The 19809-nt window shown below is 71.5% G+C and carries 17 protein-coding genes; 15 read left to right on the forward strand and 2 right to left on the reverse strand.

What is annotated here, in order from left to right:
* Positions 1-5: 5 nt before the first annotated feature.
* A complete protein-coding gene (locus ACFY2X_RS42755; RefSeq protein WP_389949814.1) occupies positions 6-1313 on the reverse strand; it encodes an acyltransferase family protein in 1308 nt (435 codons plus the stop codon).
* Between the two features lie 192 nt (positions 1314-1505).
* Between ACFY2X_RS42755 and ACFY2X_RS42760 the strand changes: the two genes are divergently transcribed.
* The 5 genes from ACFY2X_RS42760 to ACFY2X_RS42780 all read left to right on the forward strand — a co-directional run bounded on the left by ACFY2X_RS42760 (position 1506) and on the right by ACFY2X_RS42780 (position 8741).
* Positions 1506-2753 carry a sensor histidine kinase gene (locus ACFY2X_RS42760; protein WP_389949722.1) on the forward strand — a complete coding sequence of 416 codons (1248 nt, stop codon included), beginning with the start codon at positions 1506-1508 and terminating at the stop codon, positions 2751-2753.
* Entirely contained in the window at positions 2744-3391 is a 648-nt protein-coding gene (locus ACFY2X_RS42765; protein ID WP_389949724.1) for a response regulator, read from the forward strand. The genes ACFY2X_RS42760 and ACFY2X_RS42765 overlap by 10 nt, the downstream gene beginning before the upstream one ends.
* A gap of 93 nt (positions 3392-3484) precedes the next feature.
* Positions 3485-5071, forward strand: a complete 1587-nt coding sequence (locus ACFY2X_RS42770) for a hypothetical protein (protein ID WP_389949727.1) — start codon at positions 3485-3487, stop codon at positions 5069-5071.
* A 14-nt stretch (positions 5072-5085) separates the two neighbouring features.
* Positions 5086-6780, forward strand: coding sequence for a PQQ-binding-like beta-propeller repeat protein (locus ACFY2X_RS42775; protein WP_389949730.1), 1695 nt, complete (start codon positions 5086-5088; stop codon positions 6778-6780).
* A 698-nt stretch (positions 6781-7478) separates the two neighbouring features.
* Positions 7479-8741 carry a PQQ-binding-like beta-propeller repeat protein gene (locus ACFY2X_RS42780; protein WP_389949732.1) on the forward strand — a complete coding sequence of 421 codons (1263 nt, stop codon included), beginning with the start codon at positions 7479-7481 and terminating at the stop codon, positions 8739-8741.
* 212 nt (positions 8742-8953) lie between these two features.
* Here the strand turns inward: ACFY2X_RS42780 and ACFY2X_RS42785 are convergent, their stop codons facing one another.
* Positions 8954-9553 carry a TetR/AcrR family transcriptional regulator gene (locus ACFY2X_RS42785; RefSeq protein WP_389949735.1) on the reverse strand — a complete coding sequence of 200 codons (600 nt, stop codon included), beginning with the start codon at positions 9551-9553 and terminating at the stop codon, positions 8954-8956.
* Between the two features lie 68 nt (positions 9554-9621).
* Between ACFY2X_RS42785 and ACFY2X_RS42790 the strand changes: the two genes are divergently transcribed.
* The 10 genes from ACFY2X_RS42790 to rbsK all read left to right on the forward strand — a co-directional run bounded on the left by ACFY2X_RS42790 (position 9622) and on the right by rbsK (position 19792).
* Positions 9622-10101, forward strand: a complete 480-nt coding sequence (locus ACFY2X_RS42790; RefSeq protein ID WP_389949738.1) for a DUF3995 domain-containing protein — start codon at positions 9622-9624, stop codon at positions 10099-10101.
* 161 nt (positions 10102-10262) lie between these two features.
* Positions 10263-11276, forward strand: coding sequence for a LacI family DNA-binding transcriptional regulator (locus ACFY2X_RS42795; protein ID WP_389949740.1), 1014 nt, complete (start codon positions 10263-10265; stop codon positions 11274-11276).
* Positions 11273-12181 (forward strand): carbohydrate ABC transporter permease, encoded by a 909-nt coding sequence (locus tag ACFY2X_RS42800; RefSeq protein ID WP_389949742.1) that lies wholly within the window; start codon positions 11273-11275, stop codon positions 12179-12181. Before ACFY2X_RS42795 ends, ACFY2X_RS42800 begins: the two co-directional genes overlap by 4 nt.
* Position 12182: 1 nt before the next feature.
* Positions 12183-13001, forward strand: a complete 819-nt coding sequence (locus ACFY2X_RS42805; protein ID WP_389949745.1) for a carbohydrate ABC transporter permease — start codon at positions 12183-12185, stop codon at positions 12999-13001.
* 26 nt (positions 13002-13027) lie between these two features.
* The gene (locus ACFY2X_RS42810) at positions 13028-14320 is read left to right on the forward strand and encodes an ABC transporter substrate-binding protein (protein ID WP_389949747.1); all 1293 of its coding nucleotides are present in this window, start codon (positions 13028-13030) and stop codon (positions 14318-14320) included.
* Positions 14317-15297: an ADP-ribosylglycohydrolase family protein gene (locus ACFY2X_RS42815; protein WP_389949750.1), complete on the forward strand. Its 981-nt coding sequence runs from the start codon at positions 14317-14319 to the stop codon at positions 15295-15297. Before ACFY2X_RS42810 ends, ACFY2X_RS42815 begins: the two co-directional genes overlap by 4 nt.
* 4 nt (positions 15298-15301) lie before the next feature.
* Positions 15302-16267 carry an ADP-ribosylglycohydrolase family protein gene (locus ACFY2X_RS42820; protein ID WP_389949753.1) on the forward strand — a complete coding sequence of 322 codons (966 nt, stop codon included), beginning with the start codon at positions 15302-15304 and terminating at the stop codon, positions 16265-16267.
* Positions 16264-17508 (forward strand): ADP-ribosylglycohydrolase family protein, encoded by a 1245-nt coding sequence (locus ACFY2X_RS42825; RefSeq protein ID WP_389949756.1) that lies wholly within the window; start codon positions 16264-16266, stop codon positions 17506-17508. The genes ACFY2X_RS42820 and ACFY2X_RS42825 overlap by 4 nt, the downstream gene beginning before the upstream one ends.
* Complete coding sequence (locus tag ACFY2X_RS42830; protein WP_389949759.1) at positions 17505-18896, forward strand: ADP-ribosylglycohydrolase family protein; 1392 nt, start codon at positions 17505-17507, stop codon at positions 18894-18896. The genes ACFY2X_RS42825 and ACFY2X_RS42830 overlap by 4 nt, the downstream gene beginning before the upstream one ends.
* Positions 18893-19792: a ribokinase gene (gene rbsK, locus ACFY2X_RS42835; protein WP_389949762.1), complete on the forward strand. Its 900-nt coding sequence runs from the start codon at positions 18893-18895 to the stop codon at positions 19790-19792. The genes ACFY2X_RS42830 and rbsK overlap by 4 nt, the downstream gene beginning before the upstream one ends.
* Positions 19793-19809 lie beyond the last annotated feature (17 nt).

Consider the following 19809-nt stretch of genomic DNA (forward strand, 5'->3'; position numbering starts at 1 on the left):
ATAAATCACGTCAAATCATGACGAAGGGGACTGGTAGTCTCCGGCCGCCGGGGGCCGGAGGCCGACCGGATGAGCAGCAGGCCCGCCAGGAGCATGCCCGTGGCGAGGACGGGCGCCGGCCCGGGGACGAAGCCGATCGCCGTGAGGATGAGCAGGCCCGCCCCGGTCAGCGCGGCGGCCACCATGATCCGGACCATTCCCCCGCGGTACGGCGAGGCCGGCGGGGGCGCCTCGAACCGGGCGAAGCCGCGCAGCAGCGCCCACATGGCCAGGGAGAGCACGAGCAGCCAGTGCGGCCAGCCCGACAACCAGGCCGATGTTCCCGGTTCGGGGGTGGAGACGCCCAGGCCCACCACGACCACCGAGGTGACGACGAACAGCGCGCTCATGTGCCACAGGTAGACGGTCATCATCCGGGGAGCGGCCCAGGCGAGCGCCCGCGACACCACCGGCCAGCGCGTGAACGCGACGATCCACGGGCGCAGCGCCAGCGCCAGCCCGATCTGGCCGATCCCCACCGCGAGCAGCGCGACCGTGGGCGGCGCCATGTTGGACACGGCCGCCCCGGGCATCCCGATCATGCTGCCCGGGTAGGGGCCGAAGGCGACCAGCGCCGCGGCCAGGCCGTACCCGGTGAGGGCCATGGTCCAGGGGCGGCTCAGGCGGCCGTCGGCGTAAAGGAAGCCGAGCTGGTGCACCGCCAGCCAGACCAGCCCGATGTTGAGGAACCCGATGACGTCCAGGCCGCTGGTGAAGCGGGCGAGGTCCACCGCGACGGCCCCCGCGACCAGCACCGCGGGCACGCGCCAGCCGTACACCATGTTGAGCCTGAGCATCGGCGGGGTCACCGCCACCGCGACCAGATAGATCGCCAGGAACCACAGCAGCTGTCCCGCCAGGCGCGAGGCCGTGAACACCGGTTGCTGAGGCAGGCCGAGTGCCAGCAGCAGGTGGGGGAGGGGCAACCACACCGCCGCCAGCGGCAGCACCGGCCATGCCAGGCGGCGCAGCCGTACGGCCAGCCAGGCGGGAGCCGGACCGCCACGCCGCACCGACCCCCGCCAGCTGATCGCGTTGGCCGCGCCTCCCGCGAAGAAGACCAGCGGCATCACCTGGCTGATCCAGGTGATCAACCACGCGCCACCGGCCGACAGCGCGTTGCCGGTGGAGATCCGGCCGTCGGCGAAGGACAGCACCGGCATGCTCCAGTGCTGGAGCACGACCAGGGCCATGCCGAACAGGCGCAGCGCGTCGACGAACAGGTCACGGCCGGGCGGTGCGGGCGACGTGGGGGCCGCCGGGCGGACGATCACGGTGGTCAAGGGGGTCTCGATTCATCGGGGAGCGATGAATCGACCCTCCCGCGCGGCCCCCGGCCGGCGCAGTAACGCCCGCAGCAGTCTTGCGGTCAAGGTCACCCCCTTGGCGGGGGTAGGGCCAGCACTACCCCCGGACGCCGGTGCGCAGGATCGAACCAGGAGTCCGGGGCCCATACCGTTGGCGCCATGAGAACCCTCCTGCGCCGCCTGGGTGCCGACACCCGCTACCTGATCGCGAGCTTTCCCATCTCCGTCGTCTCGTTCTGCCTCGTGGTCCCGAGCTTCGCCGCGGGGGTCGGCACGGTGATCGTGTGGATAGGCCTGCCGATCCTGTCGGTGACGCTGCTGATGGCGCGGGGCATGGCCGACGTGGAACGGCGGATGCTGCCCGACGTGCTCGGCAGAGCGGTGCCCCGGCCCCGCTACAAGCGGGCGCCGGAGGGCTCCGGATGGGTTCGCCGCATGGTGAACCCGCTGACCAGCGGGCAGTCGTGGCTGGACCTGTTCTACGGCATCGTGGCCCTGCCGGTCTCCATGGTGACGTTCGTCGTCACGGTGGCCTGGTGGGGGGTGACGATCGCGGGTCTGACCTCCCCGATCTACGGGTGGATCACCGCGAATATCCCGGGCAACCACGGTCTGGCCTACCTGCTCGGGCTCGGGGACGAGGTGTGGAAGGACGTGGCCATCAACACCGGCATCGGCGTGGTGTTCGCGCTCACCCTGCCGCTGGTCCTGCACGGCGCCGCGCTGATCCGGACCGGACTCGGCCGGGCCCTGCTGACCGGCGTCGCCGAGTTGCACGAGCGCATCGACGACCTGGCCGAAGGCCGGGCGGCGGCGGTGTCGGCCGAGGCGAACGCGCTCCGGCGGCTGGAGCGTGACATCCACGACGGGCCGCAGCAGCGCCTGGTCTCCCTGGCCATGGACCTGTCGCGGGCCCAGCGTCAGCTCAGGCGCGACCCGCAGGCGGTCGAGGAGATGCTCAGCCAGGCCATCGTCTCGACCCGGGAGACCCTGGACGAGCTGCGCGCGCTGTCTCGCGGCATCGCGCCGCCGATCCTGACCGACCGGGGCCTGGCACCGGCGCTGGCGGCGCTGGCCAGCCGCTGCACGATCCCGGTCGAACTGGACGTGCAGGTGATCGGCCGCTTCGCGGCGGCGGTGGAGAACACCGTCTATTTCGTGGTCGCCGAGAGCCTGACCAACGTGGCCAAGCACAGTCACGCCACCCTCTGCACGGTGACGCTGAGCAAGACCGGCGGCGTCCTCATGCTGACAATCGGGGATGATGGGGTCGGCGGCGCACATGCCGCCAAGGGACACGGCCTGTCCGGCCTCGCCGACCGCCTCAAGGCGGTCGACGGAGAGCTGGCGGTGGAATCGCCGGTGGGCGGGCCGACAGTGATTGTGGCGGAGGTTCCGTGCGGGTAGTCGTGGCCGATGACGCGGTGCTGATCAGAGAGGGCCTGATCAGGCTGCTTGAGGAGTTCGGCTGCGAGGTGGTCGCGGCGGTGGGTGACGGCGACCGCCTGGTGGAGGCCGTCGTCGAACACAAGCCGGACGTCTCGGTGGTGGACGTCCGGATGCCGCCCGGCTTCACCGACGAGGGGCTGCGGGCGGCGGTCGAGGCGCGCCGGCGGGTGCCTGGCACGCCGGTGCTGATCCTGTCCCAGTATGTGGAGGTGTCCTATGCCGACGACCTGCTCGCCGACGCCAGGGGCGCGGTGGGCTACCTGCTCAAGGACCGGGTCGTGGACGTGGACGACTTCATGGGGAGCCTGCGCACGGTCGCGGCCGGCGGGACGGTCTTCGACCCCCAGGTGGTGGCTCAGCTGATGGTACGGCGCCGCCGCGACGACCCGCTCGCCCAGCTCACCCCGCGAGAGCGCGAGGTGCTGGGCCTGATGGCGGAAGGCAGGTCCAACCCGGCCATCGGCCGCCAGCTCGTGATCAGTGACGGTGCCGTGGAGAAGCACATCCGGAGCATCTTCGCCAAGCTCGGCCTGTACGCGGAGGACAGCGACCAGCACCGCCGGGTGCTCGCGGTGCTGGCCTACCTGCGCTCCTGATCTTTTCCCGTACGGCGGGCACTCGGAAGGGCAGTGCTTCGTTATCGCTATCGTTTTGCACCTTCCGTAATTACTGTTGCTTATGGGGCGTAAGTGACTTCAGGGTCGAACTATCAGCACTATCCGCAGCAGCCGCCATACCCGCAGCAGCCGCAACAGCAGTGGCCGCAGCAACAGTGGCAGCAGCAGCCGTCGCAGCCGCAACAGCAGTGGCAACAGCAGGCAGAGCCGCAACAGCAGTGGCCGCAGCAGCCGCAATGGCAGCAATCGCCCCCACCACCACCTCCGCCGCAGCCCTCCCCACCGCGCCGCAAGACCGGACTCTGGATCTTCCTCGGTGTCCTGGCGGTGGTGCTGACCGTCGGTGTCGGGGCCGTGGTGGGCGGTGTGCTCAACTCGCGGAAACAGTCCGACAGCCCGTTCGCGGAGGAGACGGCCCCGGCCGATCCCGACTCGGTGGTGGTGACCGAAAAGGACCTCGAGGCGCTTCTGGCCGACCACACCAAGGCGCTGAACTCCGGCGACGTCAAGGCCTACACCAAAATCTTCGATCAGAAGAACACGGCCCTGGTCCAGCAGCAGAGCAGGACCTTCGCCAACCTGCACAAGCTGCCGCTCACCGCGGTGTCCTACCAGGCCAGGCAGCAGCAGGGCCGTGCCCATGACAGCTTCGGCCGGGGGGTGAAGTTCACCTTCGACGTCGCTTTCGTCCACCAGTTCAAGGGGCTCGACCTGGCGCCGGTCTCCGAGTGGTACCGCTGGACCGTCACCAAGGCCTCCGTGAAGGCTCCGATCGTGATCACCAAGGTCGAAGGCGCTCCCGCGCCCGTCGGCGAGTCGAAGACCCTCTACTATCCCGGGCCGTGGGACATCTGGCCGGACATCTCGGTCGTCTCGACCGACCACTCCATCGTGCTGGCCCATCCCAAGCTGGCGGCACGGGCGAAGCAGGTCGCGCCCATCGCCGAGCAGGCGGCGGTGAACGACCTGACGTTCTGGAAGAAGAACGGCGGGAAAACCGACGCGATACCCAACGGCTTCGTGGTGGCGCTGGTGGAGGGCCAGACCCAGCTGGGCAACATGTTCCGCAAGTCGAAGGCCAACGAGGCCGGAGTCTCCATCGGGCTCTTCGCGGTGCCCTCGGTGAACGACCTCAACTCGCAGAAGCTGGAGATCGGCGGCACCCGGGTCGTGATGGACACGACCTCGCCCTTCTTCCGCACCGCGGAGGGCACCGTGGAGATCTTCCGGCACGAGTTCGCGCACTCGACGGTCGCCAGCTTCGACGCTCTGAAGGGTGACCTCCTGTCCGGCCTGGACAAGTGGGTCGTCGAGGGCTTCGCCGAGTACGTCGCCAACCGGGGCCATCCGATCAGCACCAACGTGCGGTTCAGAGAGGGCCAGGCGTTCGTGCAGGGCCGCCTCCCGGCGAAGTTCCAGCGCAAGCTCCCGGAGAACATCTACTGGGACCTCCAGGGCATGACCAGCGTCAACTACCTGCTGGGCCATCTGGCCAACCGGTACATCGCGGAACGGTACGGCGAGCCGAAGCTGGTCGAGTTCATCACCGCCACCTACCAGGGAGGCAAGTCCGAGGAGGCGCTGCGCAAGGTGCTGGGCACGGACGCCGAGTCGTTCCAGCGGCAGTGGGCCGCGTACGTCCAGCAGCAGCTCGGCTGATCGGGAGAGACCCCATGACCGACCCAAACGCCGCCTTTCCTCACGGGCAGCAGCCGTACCCGCAGCCGGGCGCGCAGCCGTACTCCCCGCCCGGCGGGCAGTCCTACCCGCCGGGCGGCGGGCAGCCGTACCAGTCGCCGTACGGCGGGCAGCCAAGTGCGCAGCAGTCCTATCCGCCCGGTGCGCAGCCGTATTCCCCGCCCGGCCAGCAGCCCTATCAGCCGTCCGGCGGGCAGGCGTATCCGCCCGGTGGGCAGCCCTCCCCGCCCTACAGCGCGCAGCCGTACGGGGGGCAGCCGGGCGCGCAGCCGTACGGCGGGCAACCGGGACAGCCGCCGTACCCGCCCGGCGGGCAGTCCTATCAGCCGCCCGGCGGGCAGCCGCATCCACCGCAGGCCCCCGCGCCCGCGGGCGGGCGGAAGACCGGCAAGACCGTCATGCTGGTGGCGCTCGGGCTGGTCGTGCTGCTGGGCATCGGCGCCGGTACGGCGTGGTACGTGACCGGCGGGTTCGGCGGGGGCGAAGAGCTCGGAGCGGGCGAGTGGAGCGTGCCGTTCACCGGGGCCGGTGTCGAGGTCATCGGCACCGACGCGTCGATCGCGTTCGGCGCGTGGATGACCGACAAGGCGGTGATCAGGGCGCAGAAGGACGGGGTGCTCGCCTACGACCTGAACACCGGCAAGCGAACCTGGGGTGTGCCCTCGCCCGGCGAGCAGCTCTGCTCGGCCGCGCCGACGATCGCGGGTGGCACGGCCGTCGTCGCCTACGGCACCACCAAGGTCTGCGACGGGGTCGCGGGCATCGATACCGCGACCGGCAAGGTGACCTGGAAGGTCAAGGTGGCGGCGGGGAAGGCGGAGAGCGGCAAGAACGCCACCCTCTGGGCCCCCACGCTCGAATTCGCCGGTGACATCGCGGCGGTGCGGACCGACAAGGTGGTGACGGGCCTGCGGCTGTCCGACGGCAAGAAGCTGTGGAACACCGGCGCGTCGAAGGCATGCCGGACCACGAACATGCTCGCGTCGCCGAAACAGGTGATCGTCAACCTCGACTGTTACGAGGGCGGAGACAGCGTCGTCGCGCTGAATTCCCGGACGGGCGATGTCATGTGGGAATACCGCGTGGAGGACGGTCCCTCCTACCTGCTTTCCGCCGACCCCGTGGTGGCGGCATGGGAGGGCGGCACCGGCGCCAGGATCGAGCTGCTGGAGGCGGGCAAGAAGGTCCAGGGCTTCGAGACCAAAGAGAAGATCGACCTGCTGAGGCTGAACGACACGATCTACATCCGGGGCGGTCATGAGGAGATGCGCGCCCTGGTCCACGGGAGCACGCTCTACCTGGGCACCTTCCCGGAGAACACCACGGGCGGCGGGATCCACCGCAACAACGCGGTGGCCTACGACCTGAAGACCGGCAATCGACTGTGGGTCTCCTCGGGCACCGGTGCCAGCCTGCTCACCTTCGTCGCCGCCGACGGCAAGGGGTTGCTGGCCATGGAGGCGGGCGGCAACCGGGAGCCGGCTCCGCGGCTGGTCAGACTCGACGCCGCGACGGGGAAGGCCGCATCTGTCGCCGAGCTGCCGCAGGCCGCCGGAGGGGAGAGCGACGACGCCCGCGTCTACTACCGGGACGGCAGGCTGGTGATCATGCCTTTCGAGAAGATCGCGGCTGGTAACGCCATCACCGCACTACGTGTCGCGGCCGAGTGACGAGGGAGAACGAGGACATGTCCGACCCCCGGCAACCTTACGGGGATCCGTCCGTCCCCCACGGTGGGCAGCAGTTCCAGCCGCCGCAGGGCAATCCGGCTCCGCCTCAGGGGGCGTGGCCTCACCAGCCTCAGCCCGGCGGCCCTCCGCCCGGTGGGCCTCAGCCGCAGCCGCAGTCGTCGCCGTGGCCGCCGCAGCCGGGTGGACCCCAGCCCGGTGGACCTCAGGGCGGCCCTCAGCCGGGCGGGCCTCAGGGCGGCCCCCAGCCCGGCGGACTCCCCCCTGGCGGGCCTCAGGGTGGACCCCAGCCTGGTGGGCTCCCGCCTGGCGGGCCGCAACCGCAGGCGTGGCCCCAGCAGCCCGGCGGGCCGTACCCCGGTGGGCAGCAGTTCCAGCCGCCGCAGGGCAGCCCGGCTCCGCCTCAGGGGGCGTGGCCTCACCAGTCTGGCGGACCTCAGCCCGGTGGGCAGCAGCCGTATCCGACGCAGGGGTATCAGGCTCCGCCTCCCGGGGCGTGGCCGCAGCAGCCCGGCGGGCCTCAGGGCGGCCCCCAGCCCGGCGGGCCTCAGGGCGACCCCCCGCCTGGTGGGTTCCCGCCCGGCGGGCCGCAACCGCAGGCGTGGCCGCAGCAGCCCGGAGAGCCGCCGGCGAAGAAGAAGACCGGTAGGACCGCGCTCTTCGTTGCCCTCGGCCTGGTCGTGCTGCTGGGAGTCGGCGGTGGGACCGCCTGGGTCGTCTCGGGCGGGTTCGGCGCCGACTCCGGATCCGGCGGAGGCGGCGGAAGCGCCGCCGCGGAGCCGAAGGAGTGGGCGGTGCCGTTCGTCAACGCCGACAGCTCCAACTTCGACGCCTCGATCGGGTTCGGCACCTGGATGTCCGACTCCGCGGCGATCCGGGCGCAGAAGGACGGCGTGCTGGCCTACGACCTGAAGACCGGCAAGCGGGCCTGGGGCGTACCGTCGCCCACTGACAACCTCTGCGGGGCCACATCGGAGATCGAGGGCGGCCTGGGCGCGATCGCCTACGGTACCGAGGCCGCCTGCGACCATCTCGCGGGCATCGACGTCAAGACCGGCAAGCTGACCTGGAAGATCAAGATTCCGGCGGAACCGAAGTCGCGTCTGACGATGAACGTCCCCACCCTCCTGCTCGCGGGTGACGTGGTGATCGCGAAGGTCGGCAACAGCGTCTACGCCTACGGCCTGGCCGACGGGAAGAAGCTCTGGGGCGGCTCTCCCGCCGACGGCTGCCGTCCCGACGGGCTCGGGGGCTCGGCCGAACAGCTGGTCGTCACCGTGGACTGCGGCGTGGGGAGCCACGTCTCCGGGCTGGACCCGAAGACCGGCAAGCCGAAGTGGCGTTCCGAGATCGCCGCCGAGGGCCTGAGCCACCTGGTGCTGTCGGCCAAGCCCGCCGTGGTGGCGACGACCTCGGGTGACAGCACAACCGTGGAGGTGGTGGACGAGAGCGGGAAGGCCAGGCAGTTCGTCGCCGGAGAGAGGATCGACCTGCTGGCGCTCAACGGCGAGAACTTCACCGACGGTGAGTATGAGCGGTATCGGGTGGCGCTGCACGGCAACACGCTCTATCTGGCCACCTTCCCCGAGAACGTGCCGGGTAAGCTGCGCTCGCGTGACTACGCGCTGGCCTACGACATGACGACCGGCAAGAGGCTCTGGAAGTCGACGGGCACCAACGACACCATGCTCAGCTACGTCCGAGCCGACGATCACGGCCTGCTGGCCCTGGAGACGGGCGACAGGCGCGACCTGGCACCCCGCCTGGTCCGGATCGACGCCGCGACGGGGAAGGCGACGGCGCTCGCCGAGCTTCCTCAGAAGTACGGCCACGAGGGCGAGAAGGCGCGCGTGTTCGAGAAGAACGGCGCCGTGGTGATCATGCCGCCGAAGGCGGTCGCGGCGGACTACGCGGTGGTCTCGGTGCGGACCGCGGCGCAGTAGGAGCCTGACGGCCGGAGTCCGGCCGGTGGGTCATGGACGGTTCCCCGCTTCCGGTGAACGGGCTCGTTCACCGGAACGCGTTCCCGGAAGCGGAGAACCGTGACCCTGCGGGGAGGCCGTTCTCACCGCCGCCTCACCGCGGCCGGTGTTCACAGTCCTGGCTGTCGCCCGCCTCGAGCCGCCGAGTGCGGCATGGAAGCGAGGCCGATCGTCTAGGCCCCGATCACGGACGGCGCGGATGGCGCTGATGGCTCGGTGAATATCGTCATCAGTTGCTCCAGATAGTCCGGCGTGGCGGGCGGAAAGGCCGTGGACGCGGCCCTGCGGAGCTGGAAGTGCCCCAGGTAGGCGGTGTAGGCGACCCGCGCGCGCGTCAGGGCCTCCTCTTCCGGGAATCCGAGATCGCGAAAGACGCCGGCCAGGAACTCCAGCCGGGTTCTGGTGACCCTGTCCAGCACGGGAGCCACCGCGGCGTCTCCGGCATGGGAGGCCAGCGCCGACTCGACCAGGCCGCCCGGATCGTCGCCGAACACCTCCTCGAACAGCAGGCGAAGCCGCTGCCGGGGATCGGCCACCGCCGCCAGCTCCGTGATCACCTCCGTGGTGCACCGGCGCTCCCACAGGTCGAGCGCGGCCGCCACGAGGGCCGCCCGGTCGTCGAAGTGCCAGTAGAAGCTGCCCCGGCTCGCACCGAGCGTGCGTGCGATCCGGTCCACCGCGACCGCTGACACCCCGCCTTCGGCCAGGGCCATCAGAGCGGCCTCGGCCCAGTCGTCGGGTGTGAGCAATCTCCTGCCGTCTCGCATCGCCATGTTCCGTACACTACTGCACGGAAGCTTCCATACAGTGGCGTATGGAAGCTGGCAGAAGGAGGCTGATCATGTCTGATCTCACCCGCCCCGTTGTCGTCACCACGGCTGTGACCCTGCTGGCCGTGGCGGCGCTCCATGCCGCCTGGGCGACCGGCGTCTCCTGGCCCGCGGACGATCCCGTCTCCTTCGCCCGCAGCGTGGTCGGGGTGAACGGCGCGGAGGAACTGCCTCCCGCTGCCGCTACGGCCGCGGTCGCCGCACTGCTGCTGTGCGCGGCGGTGCTGCTGCTGGTGCGGGCGGACGTCCTCGGTGCCCGGGTGCGCGGGCTGGCCGCCGCGAAGCTGCCGCGCCGCCTGGTGGCCGTGGGGTGCGGCGCGGTCGCGGGTGTTCTGCTCCTGCGGGGCGCCGGCGGCCTGGCGATGCACGTGACCGGCTGGGGCGGAGAGACACCGGGCGAGTTCCTCTCGCGTGACCTGTGGATCTACTCTCCTCTGTGCGTCGCGATGGGGCTCGGCGCGCTGCTCGCGCTGCGGGGGAGGAGGACGTGATCCCGAAGGGCCGCCGATCTGCGATACACCCTCTGACGTGGTGTTATTTGATCGTTACTTGACGTCACCTGTTGCGGGCGAGTTACATGACCCCACTCCCGTAAACGTTTTCAGCAGTCACTCATGATCACTGTAAACGTTTACAGAAAGGTGTGGTCTCTGTGGGCAACGGGCCGACGATCATCACGATCGCGGAGCGGGCAGGCGTGTCGATCGCCTCGGTCTCGCGTGTGCTCAACGGGCTGCCGACCAGGGAAGACACCGTGCGCCGGGTGCTCAGCGCGGCCACCGAGCTGGGTTACGTCCCCAACTCGGTGGCCAGGTCGCTGAAGTCGCGCCGGACCAACCAGGTGGCCTTCGCGATGGCCGACATCGGCAACCCCGTCTACCTGGCGATGGTCCGCGAGATCCAGCCGGTGCTCAAGGCCGCCGGATACCGTCTCGTGCTGCACTCCACGGACGCGGACGTGGCCGACGAGATCGACGTGCTCCACAGCCTCGGCGAGCGCTACGTGGACGGGCTCATCATGATCCCGCTCCGGGTCGGAGAGGCGCACCTGAGGGCCATCGAGGCGGCGCGCGCCCCCGTGGTCGTCATCGGCTCGCTGCCGGACGGCACGCGGGTGGACAACGTCCGCACCGACTCGCGAACGGGCATGCGGATGGTCCTCGATCACCTTCACTCGCTGGGCCGGCGGCGGATCGGGTTCGTCAACGGCCCCCTGGACACGGTCCCGGGCTCGGCCCGCTCCACGGCGTACGCCGAGGGTCTCGCGGATCTCGGCCTGCCGTACGACGAGAACCTGGTGGAGATCGGCGACTTCTACCGCGCGGAAGGGGCGCAGGCGGTGGAGCGGCTGCTGGCCAGGGAACCCGGCCTGGACGCGATCATGTGCGCCAACGACCTGATCGCGCTCGGGGCCCTCGACGTCCTGCGCCGGGCCGGCAGGCGGGTGCCGCAGGACGTGGCGGTGGCGGGCATGGACGACATCGACCTGGCCGCCGTCGCCTGGCCCCCGCTGACCAGCGTCTCCCTCGGCTCGGCCGAGCGCGGCCGGATCGCGGCCGAACTGCTCCTGGACCGGCTGGGCAACGGCGACCGCGACCCGCGGGTGGTCACCGTGCCGCCCCGCCTGGTGGTCCGTGCCTCGACCGTGGGGGAGGAGGCGCCGTGACCCTCACCGCGGAACGGCCGACCAGGGCCGTGACACCGAGACCCCGCAAGGGCGGGCGGCAGGGGCGCGAGACGCTGCTGCTGATGCTCCCCGCGCTGGTGCCCGTGCTGGTGTTCAGCGTGGGCCCGCTGCTCTACGGGATCTTCCTGGCGTTCACCGACGCGCGCTCCGGGCGCAACGCGGTCACATCCTTCGTCGGGCTGTCGAACTTCGGCGACCTGCTCGCCGACGGAGACTTCTGGGCGTCGTTCCGGATCGGGATGATCTGGGCGGTGTCGGTGACCGTGCTGCAGTTCCTGGCCTCGCTGGGACTGGCGCTGCTGCTCAACCAGGACCTGCGGTTCCGCGGGTTCGCCCGGGTGCTGGCCCTGGTGCCGTGGGCGATGCCGCCGGTGGTCATCGGGCTGATGTGGCGGCTGGTCTACCACCCGGACGCCGGGATCCTCAACGGCATGCTGGGCACCGAGATCGACTGGCTCAACGACTTCTCCCTCGCGCTCCCGGCGGTGATCGTCGTCGGGGTCTGGACCGGGATGCCGCAGACCACGGTGGTGCTGCTGGCCGGGTTGCAGGGCGTGCCCAGGGAACTGTACGAAGCGGTCGAGGTGGACGGCGCGGGAGTCTGGCGCAGGTTCTGGAACATCACGCTGCCCCAGCTCCGCCCGGTCATCGTGGCCATCACCTCGCTCGACTTCGTGTGGAACATCAACCAGTTCGGCCTGGTCTACGTCCTCACCCAGGGCGGTCCGGGAGGCCGGACCCGCCTGCCGATGCTCTTCGCCTACGAGGAGGCCTTCCGCTTCGGCTTCTTCGGCTACGCGGCCACCCTGGGCGTGGCGATCGTGATCGTCGTGCTGGCCGTGCTCGGCGCCTACCTCTGGCGGCAGATGCGGGAGGCGAGCTGACATGGGCAAGGCACTGCGCTATCTGGCCCTGGCCGGCTACGTCGTCTTCCTGGCGTTCCCACTGGCCTGGCTGCTGTCCACGGCGCTGAAGACGCCGCAGGAGATGGCGAGCCTGAATCCGACGTGGATCCCGCGCTCGCCGACGCTCGCCAACTTCGCCGAGGCCTTCGGCGAGCAGGATCTGATCGGCAGCGGGGCGCGCAGCCTCGTCGTCGCGGCGGCCAGCGCCGTGCTCACCGTGGTCCTGGCCCTACCGGCCGCCTACGCGCTGGCCCGCCACCGCTCGGCGATCAACCGGATCGCGATCGGGTGGGTGCTGGTCAGCCAGATCTTCCCGTTCATCCTGATCATCATCCCGCTGTTCATGGTGCTGCGCAGGCTGGAGCTGGTGAACACGCTGACCGGCCTGACCGTCGTGCACGTCACCTTCACGCTGCCGTTCGCGCTGTGGATGCTCCAGGGCTACGTGCGCGCCGTACCGCGTGAGCTGGAGGAGGCCGCCGCGGTGGACGGGGCGGGGCGGGTGCGGTCGCTGCTGAGCGTCGTCGCCCCGCTGCTCGCCCCCGGCGTGGTCGCGACCCTGCTGTTCGCCTTCATCTCCTCCTGGAACGAGTTCTTGTTCGCCTTGATCGTCCTCAAGGACCCGGATGTGGCGACCCTCCCGCTGACGCTGGTGAAGTTCACCGGCGCCGAAGGGATCGTTCGGCTCGGCCCGCTCGCCGCCGCCTCACTCCTGGCCACGATCCCGAGCCTGGCGTTCTTCGCAGTCATCCAGCGGCGGCTGAAGTCCGGCCTGATGGCCGGGGCCGTCAAGGGATAGCCCCACCCCCCGATAGGAGAAGTCATATGCGTATGAGGACCGGGCTGGCCGCAGGCCTCCTCGTGCTGGCCGCCGGATGCGCTTCGCAACAGCCCGCGGCCGCCCCCGACGAGCCGGTGAAGATCAAATTCCAGAGCCTCGCCTGGCAGAAGGAGGCGATCGCCGCCAACAAGCAGCTCGTCGAGGAATGGAACAAGGCCAACCCCAAGATCCAGGTCGAATACGTCCAGGGCAGCTGGGACAACGTCAACGACCAGCTCGTCACCTCCTTCGAGGCCGGTGACCCGCCGGACGTCATCCACGACGACTCCCCGGCCCTGGCCGGCTTCGCCAGCCGCGGCTACCTGCTGGACCTGAAGGACAAGGTCCCCGCCGACCTGAAGGGCGACATCCCGCAGCCCGCCTGGGACACCGTCACCTTCGGCGACGGCAAGGGCGGACAGGGCGTGTACGGCGTGCCGTTCCTGCAGGAGTCGCAGGTCATCATCGGCAACAAGAAGCTGCTCGACAAGGCGGGCGCGCGCATCCCGACCCCGGACAACCCGTGGACGTGGGACGAGTTCGCCGAGATCTCCAAGAAGCTCACCAAGGACGGTGCCTACGGTGTCGCCTGGCCGATGAAGTCACCGGTCAACAAGGTGCTCAACCTGGGCCTGAACTTCGGCGGCACCTTCTTCCAGACCGATGGCGGCAAGACGACGGTCAAGGTCGGCGCCGGGGAGCGCGAGGTGCTCCAGCGCATCCACGACCAGCTCTACAAGGACAAGTCCGCCGACCCGGCCGCCCTCGGCATGGGTACGGCCGAACCGCTGCCCGGTTTCTACGCGGGCAAGTACGCGCTGCTGCCCGCCGGTGTCTACCTGCGCCAGCAGGTCGTGGAGCAGGCTCCGGACGGCTTCGAGTGGATCACCATCCCGCCGCTGAAGGGCACCACCGCCGAGCAGGGCGCGGTCTCGCAGACCCTGTCCGTCGCGGCCGACAGCAAGCACCCCGAACAGTCGATGAAGTTCATCTCCTTCTTCCTGAACGGTGCCAACCAGGCCAAGCTCGCCAAGGGCGACTGGCTGCTGCCCACCTCGGCCAAGGCCGCGAGCGACCCGGCCATGACCACCGAGGAGAACGGCTGGAACGTGGCGACCGCGTCGGCCAAGAACCTCGTCGTCGCGCCGTACCTCAAGGTCAACGGCTTCGACGAGTGGAAGAGCAAGGTGGCCACCCCGACGCTGCAGGAGTTCTTCGCCAACAAGATCACCCTTGACGACGCGGCGAAGAGGCTGACGGACGAGGGCAACAAGGTGCTGGAGCGCTACAACAAGTGACCGTGACGCATCGGGGACGCGCCCGGGGGTGTCTGCTCGGCCTCGCGGCCGGCGACGCCCTCGGGCGCCCGGCGGAGAACCTCTCTCCCGAGCAGATAGCGGCCCGCTGGGGCCGGCTGACCGAGATCGACGGCGGCGGCACCGACGACACCGAATACACGATCTTCGCGGCGTCCCTGCTCGTGCGGTACGGGCACACGCTGACCTCCCAGGACGTCGCCCGGGCCTACCGGAGGGAGATCATCCCCGCCGTCGGCGGGCCCATGAAGGGCGCGGGCTTCTCCGAACTCGGCACCGTCCAGGCGCTCCGCAAAGGTCTCGAACCGCCGCTGACCGGCCGATGGCACCGGCACGGCTGGTCGGACGGCCTGGCCATGCGCGCGGCGCCGTACGGCGTCTTCGCCGCGGGCGACCCGGACGAGGCCGCCCGCCTGGTGGAGATCGACGGCCGGGTGAGCCACGAGGGCGAGGGCATCCTCGGCGGCCGTGCCGTCGCCGGCGCGGTGGCCGCCGCCATGACGGGGGCCTCCCCGGACGAGGTGGTCGCGGCCGGTCTCGGTGTGATCCCGGAGGACTCGTGGACCGCCCGTAACGTCGGCCGCGCCCGGGAGGTCGTCCGCGACTGCGGATCTTCCCGATCCGGCACCCGCGAGATCGCCGGGCGGCTGCACGAGGCGGTCGTGGTGCGGCACTACCCGTGGACGGACCTGGCCCCCGAAGCCGTCGCCCTGGCCTTCGCCGCCTACCTGCTGGGCGGGGGAGAGATCGAGGAGTCCGTGGTGGTCGCGGCGAATCTGGGACGGGACGCCGACACCACCGCCGCGATCGCGGGCGCCCTGTCCGGGGCGGGACGCGGTGAGGCGGCGGTGCCGTCGCGGTGGGCGCGGCGGATCGGCCCGGCCGAGGGACGCTGCCTGCCGGTGACCGCCGGGCGGCACGTGCTCGACGTGGCCGACGAACTGGTGAAAGGGACGTAGGACGATGAAGTCGGGGGACAGGGTCCTGGGGGCGTTCGCCGGGCTGGCGATCGGCGACGCGGCGGGGTGGCCGTCGGCACGGCACCGGGCCGGGGTGCACGCGCCGTGGAGCAGGAGGCTCCACCGCGAGCTCGACACCTTCGCCGAGGAGCACCGGGTGACCACGCTGCCGGTGCCGTTCGCGCTCAACCAGCCGGTCGCGCCGCTGGCGATCGGGCCGTCCGACGACGCCGAATGGCTCGCCTGGACCGTGCTCACCATCGGCCAGGATCGCGCGGAGGCGTTCACCGCCCTCGCCGGCCGCGAGGACATCAGGGCGCGGATCTCCGTCCGGACCGCGCTGGACAACCTCGAACGGGGCCTCAGGCCGCCCGCCAGCGGCCACGACAACCCACACTTCTTCGACGACGCGGCGGCCGTGCGCGCGGTCGCCTTCGGGGCCGCGGGACTGGACCCCACGGCGGACGCCCAGGTCACCAACGCCGCCGACGGCGTGCTCGGCGCCGTCGCGATCGCCCGGGCGATCGGCGTCCTGGTGGACGGCGGGCCGATGGGCGAGGCCGTGGACGCCGCACTGGACGCGCTCGGCGAGGACACCGTCATCGGTCACGCGGCCCGTGCCGCGCTCGCGGCCGCGCGCCGGGCGGGTGATCCGTTCGAGGCGGTGCCCGCGCTGGACGCGGTGCTCTTCGACCACGTCTACAGCTACGGGGTCGCCGCGGCCGAGACGGTCCCGGTGGCCCTCGCGCTGGCGGAGGCCTCCGGCGGCTCACCGCGCACCGCCGTACCGGCCGCGGCCTGCCTGGCCGTCGCGGCCGACTCCGCGCCCGCGCTGACCGGTGCGCTGACCGGCGCGTTCACCGGTCACGGCGCGCTGCCGAAGGGGTGGAGCACCGTGCTGACCGGCTGCTGCCTGCCCGAGCTTGCGGGCATGGATCTACTGGACATCGCGAGGGGATGGATGGCATGACTGGAGCAGGTGAGCCGGGGACGGCACAGCACGCCGCGGCGGGAGACGACACGTCCCGGACGGGCGCGGCCGAAGACGGCCAGGTGAGCGTGGTCGCGGGCGGTTTAGAGGACCGGGCCGTCGGATGCGTCGCGGGCGCCGCCGTCGGGGACGCCCTCGGCGGCGCCACCGAGGGCTGGACGCCCGAGCAGATCCACGAACGCTACGGCGGACACGTCGAGGGCGTGGTTCCCCCGTTCTTCGAGGACTGGCGCAACGCCCGGCCCATCGCGCCCTACCACAAGGGCGACGGCCACATCACCGACGACACCTTGATGACCCACGCGCTGATCCGGGTCTACGAGCGGGTCCGCGGTCACCTGGACGCCTACGCGGCGGCCGACCACCTGGTGCCGGAGATGATGGGCGGCAAGCGCTGGATCCCCGAGCTGGAGACGGAGGCGCTGCCGCTGCAGCGGGTCTTCCTCGCGGAGAAGTGGCTGGTGCTGCGGCTGCACTACGGTCACGTGGACCCGCGCGAGGCGGGTGTGGGGAACATCGTGAACTGCGGCGCGGCCATGTACATGGCGCCGGTCGGCGTGGTGAACGCCGCCGACCCCGACGCCGCCTACGCCGAGGCGATCGAGCTGGCCGGCGCCCACCAGTCCAGCTACGGCCGGGAGGCCGCCGGAGTGCTCGCGGCCGCGGTCGCCGAGGCGATGCGCCCGGGCGCGACCGCCGACTCGGTGGTCGCCACCTGCGTACGGCTCGCGCGGGACGGCACGAAGGCGGCCATCGACGCGGTGTGCTCCGCGGCCCGCGACCTCGGCCACTGGGACGGCTCATTCGGCAGGCTGCGCGCCGCCATGAAGCCCTACGACACCGTCGCCGACACCTACCGCGACCAGGGCCTCGGCGCCCGGCGCCCGAGCCGCCTGCACAGCATCGAGGAACTCCCGCTCGCCCTGGCGTTCCTGCTCATCGCCAAGGGCGGCTACCGCGACACCGTCCTCGGCGGCGTCAACTACGGCCGGGACGCCGACTCCATCGCCTCCATGGGAGGCGCCATCGCCGGAGCGCTCGGCGGGCGCGACGCCGTCCCCGCCGACTGGCTGGAGCAGATCTCCACCGCCAGCCGCATCGACCTCGTCACCCCCGGCCTCACCCTGGCCCGCGTCGCCCGCCGTGTCCACGCCGCCGACCTGGAGCGCCGCCGCGCCCACGAGGCGGCCTTCGCCGCCCTCGCCGGAGACGCCGGATGATCCGCCTGACCTGGGTGCAGCCGGAGGACCTGGTCGGCCACGAGCTGCGCCAGGCCGCCGAGGACGGCCGCGAGGTACGGGCGATCGCCGCACGCTGGCACGCCGCCGGAGGGCACGACGCCCCGGCCCGGGCGGGGGCCTCGCCGCAGCGGCCCCCGGCGGAGCTGCGCCGCCTGGCCGAGGACCTGCTCGACGAGCTCGCCGCGATCCCGTCGCCGCTCCCCGAGCCCTCCGGCCTCGCGGAGATCGTCGAGGCCTGCCCCGCGTGGCCGTCCAGCGGAAGCGGGTCCGGCGGGGCGACGCCGGACCCGGACCGGCTGCTCGGCGCGTGGCGCGGTCGGGCGGCCGGATGCGTGCTGGGCAAACCGGTGGAGAAGATCCCCAGGGAGGGGATCAGGGCGATCGCCGAGGCGACCGGCAACTGGCCGATCCGGGGGTGGTTCACCGCCGAAGGGCTGCCGGCCGAGATCGGCGCGCGGTGGCCGTGGAACCGGCGGAGCGCGGTCAACAGCCTCGCCGAGAACATCGACGGCGTCCCCGAGGACGACGACCTCAACTTCGCGCTGCTCGCCCTGGCCCTGCTCGAACGGCACGGCCGCGGCTTCACCACTGGGAACGTGGCACAGCTCTGGCTGGACGAGCTGCCCGGCGGCCGGGTGTTCACCGCCGAGCGGGCCGCCTACCGCAACCTGCTGACGGGCCTGGAACCGCCCGGCCCGGAGGGAGAGCGCGGGGACGGGGCCGGTCCCGGCGACACCGCGACCTTCCGCAACCCGTTCAGGGAGTGGATCGGCGCTCTGATCAGGTCTGACGTCTACGGATGGGTCAACCCGGGCGATCCGGCGACGGCGGCGGAGTTCGCCCACCGCGACGCCCGGCTCAGCCACACCGCCAACGGGATCTACGGCTCCATGTTCGTGGCCGCGATGTGCGCCACCGCGCTGGTGGCCTCCTCCGTCGACGAGGTGGTCGCCGCCGGCCTGGCCGTGATTCCGCCGGGGTCCCGGCTGGCCATCGCCGTACGGCGCGCGGCTCAGGACGCGCGCGAGGAGCTGGACTTCGAGCGGGTCCTCGACCGGCTCCACGAGCGCCACGGCGCCCTGCACTGGGTGCACACGGTCAACAACGCCGCGCTGATCACGGCCGCGCTGGTCCACGGCGGGGGTGACTTCACCTCCTCCATCGCCGGGGCCGTGGCGGGCGGCTGGGACACCGACTCGGCGGGGGCCACCGTGGGCTCGATCGCCGGCGCGCTGTGCGGCGCGTCCGCGATCCCGCCCGAGTGGTCGTTGGAGAACCGGCTGGCCAGCAGCGTCACCGGGTTCGACGGCATCGGTCTTGACGAACTGGCGAGCCGTACGCTCGCTCTCACCGCGGAGGAATCATGATCTCGGTGTTCGGCAGCGCCAACATGGACCTGGTGGCCTACGTCGAGACCGCCCCCGCGCTCGGCGAGACCGTGACCGGCCGCGCGTTCCGCACGGTTCCCGGAGGCAAGGGCGCCAACCAGGCCATCGCCGCCGCGCGCGCCGGGGCGCGGGTGGCCTTCCTGGGCGCCGTGGGCGACGACGCCTTCGGGCCCCAGCTGCGCCGGACCCTGGCCGACGCCGGAGTCGACGTCACCGGCCTGCGCCCCGTCCCCGGCCCCTCTGGAATCGCCCAGATCGTGGTCGACGGCCGGGGCGGCAACTCCATCGTCGTGGTCCCCGGCGCCAACGGCACCGTGACCGTCCCCTCCGAGGCCGACCTGGAGGTCATCGCCCGCTCCGACGTGCTCCTCCTCCAGCTCGAGCTTCCCGTCGAGGCGGTCACCGCCGCCGCCCGCGCGGCCAGGGCGGCCGGGACCACGGTGATCCTCACCCCCGCTCCCGTCCAGCCGCTCCCCGACGAGCTGCTGGAGGCCGTGGACATTCTGGTCGCCAACGAGCACGAGGCCGCGGCGATCACCGGGCGGGCCGACCATCAGGAGGCGCTGCGGGAGCTGCGAGCCAGGGTCGGCTGGGTGATCATCACGCTGGGGTCGCGCGGAGCGCTCACCGCCCCGCCCGGCACCGGCCCCGCCACGCACGTCGAGGCGCCCAAGGTGCGGGCGGTGGACACCACGGCGGCGGGGGACACGTTCGTGGGGGCGCTCGCCGCCGCCCACGTCGAGCGGCGGCCTCCGGACCTGGCCGTCCGGTTCGCCACCGCCGCGGCGGCCCTGTCCGTGCAGCGGGAGGGGGCCAGCACCTCCATGCCCACCCGCGCCGAGATCGACCGGGACCTCGCCCGCTCCGATGCCTGACGACCGTCACACCGCCC

Origin of the sequence: Streptosporangium sp. NPDC000396 (genome assembly GCF_042898655.1) — a bacterium.
Lineage (GTDB): Bacteria > Actinomycetota > Actinomycetes > Streptosporangiales > Streptosporangiaceae > Streptosporangium.

Excerpts from the sequence above, each read along its gene's own strand:
- ACFY2X_RS42760 (WP_389949722.1), top strand. The coding sequence starts at position 1,506 with ATGAGAACCCTCCTGCGCCGCCTGGGTGCCGACACCCGCTACCTGATC.
- ACFY2X_RS42775 (WP_389949730.1), top strand. The coding sequence starts at position 5,086 with ATGACCGACCCAAACGCCGCCTTTCCTCACGGGCAGCAGCCGTACCCG.
- ACFY2X_RS42785 (WP_389949735.1), bottom strand. The coding sequence starts at position 9,553 with ATGGCGATGCGAGACGGCAGGAGATTGCTCACACCCGACGACTGGGCC.
- ACFY2X_RS42790 (WP_389949738.1), top strand. The coding sequence starts at position 9,622 with ATGTCTGATCTCACCCGCCCCGTTGTCGTCACCACGGCTGTGACCCTG.
- ACFY2X_RS42805 (WP_389949745.1), top strand. The coding sequence starts at position 12,183 with ATGGGCAAGGCACTGCGCTATCTGGCCCTGGCCGGCTACGTCGTCTTC.
- ACFY2X_RS42810 (WP_389949747.1), top strand. The coding sequence starts at position 13,028 with ATGCGTATGAGGACCGGGCTGGCCGCAGGCCTCCTCGTGCTGGCCGCC.
- ACFY2X_RS42820 (WP_389949753.1), top strand. The coding sequence starts at position 15,302 with ATGAAGTCGGGGGACAGGGTCCTGGGGGCGTTCGCCGGGCTGGCGATC.
- ACFY2X_RS42825 (WP_389949756.1), top strand. The coding sequence starts at position 16,264 with ATGACTGGAGCAGGTGAGCCGGGGACGGCACAGCACGCCGCGGCGGGA.
- ACFY2X_RS42830 (WP_389949759.1), top strand. The coding sequence starts at position 17,505 with ATGATCCGCCTGACCTGGGTGCAGCCGGAGGACCTGGTCGGCCACGAG.
- rbsK (WP_389949762.1), top strand. The coding sequence starts at position 18,893 with ATGATCTCGGTGTTCGGCAGCGCCAACATGGACCTGGTGGCCTACGTC.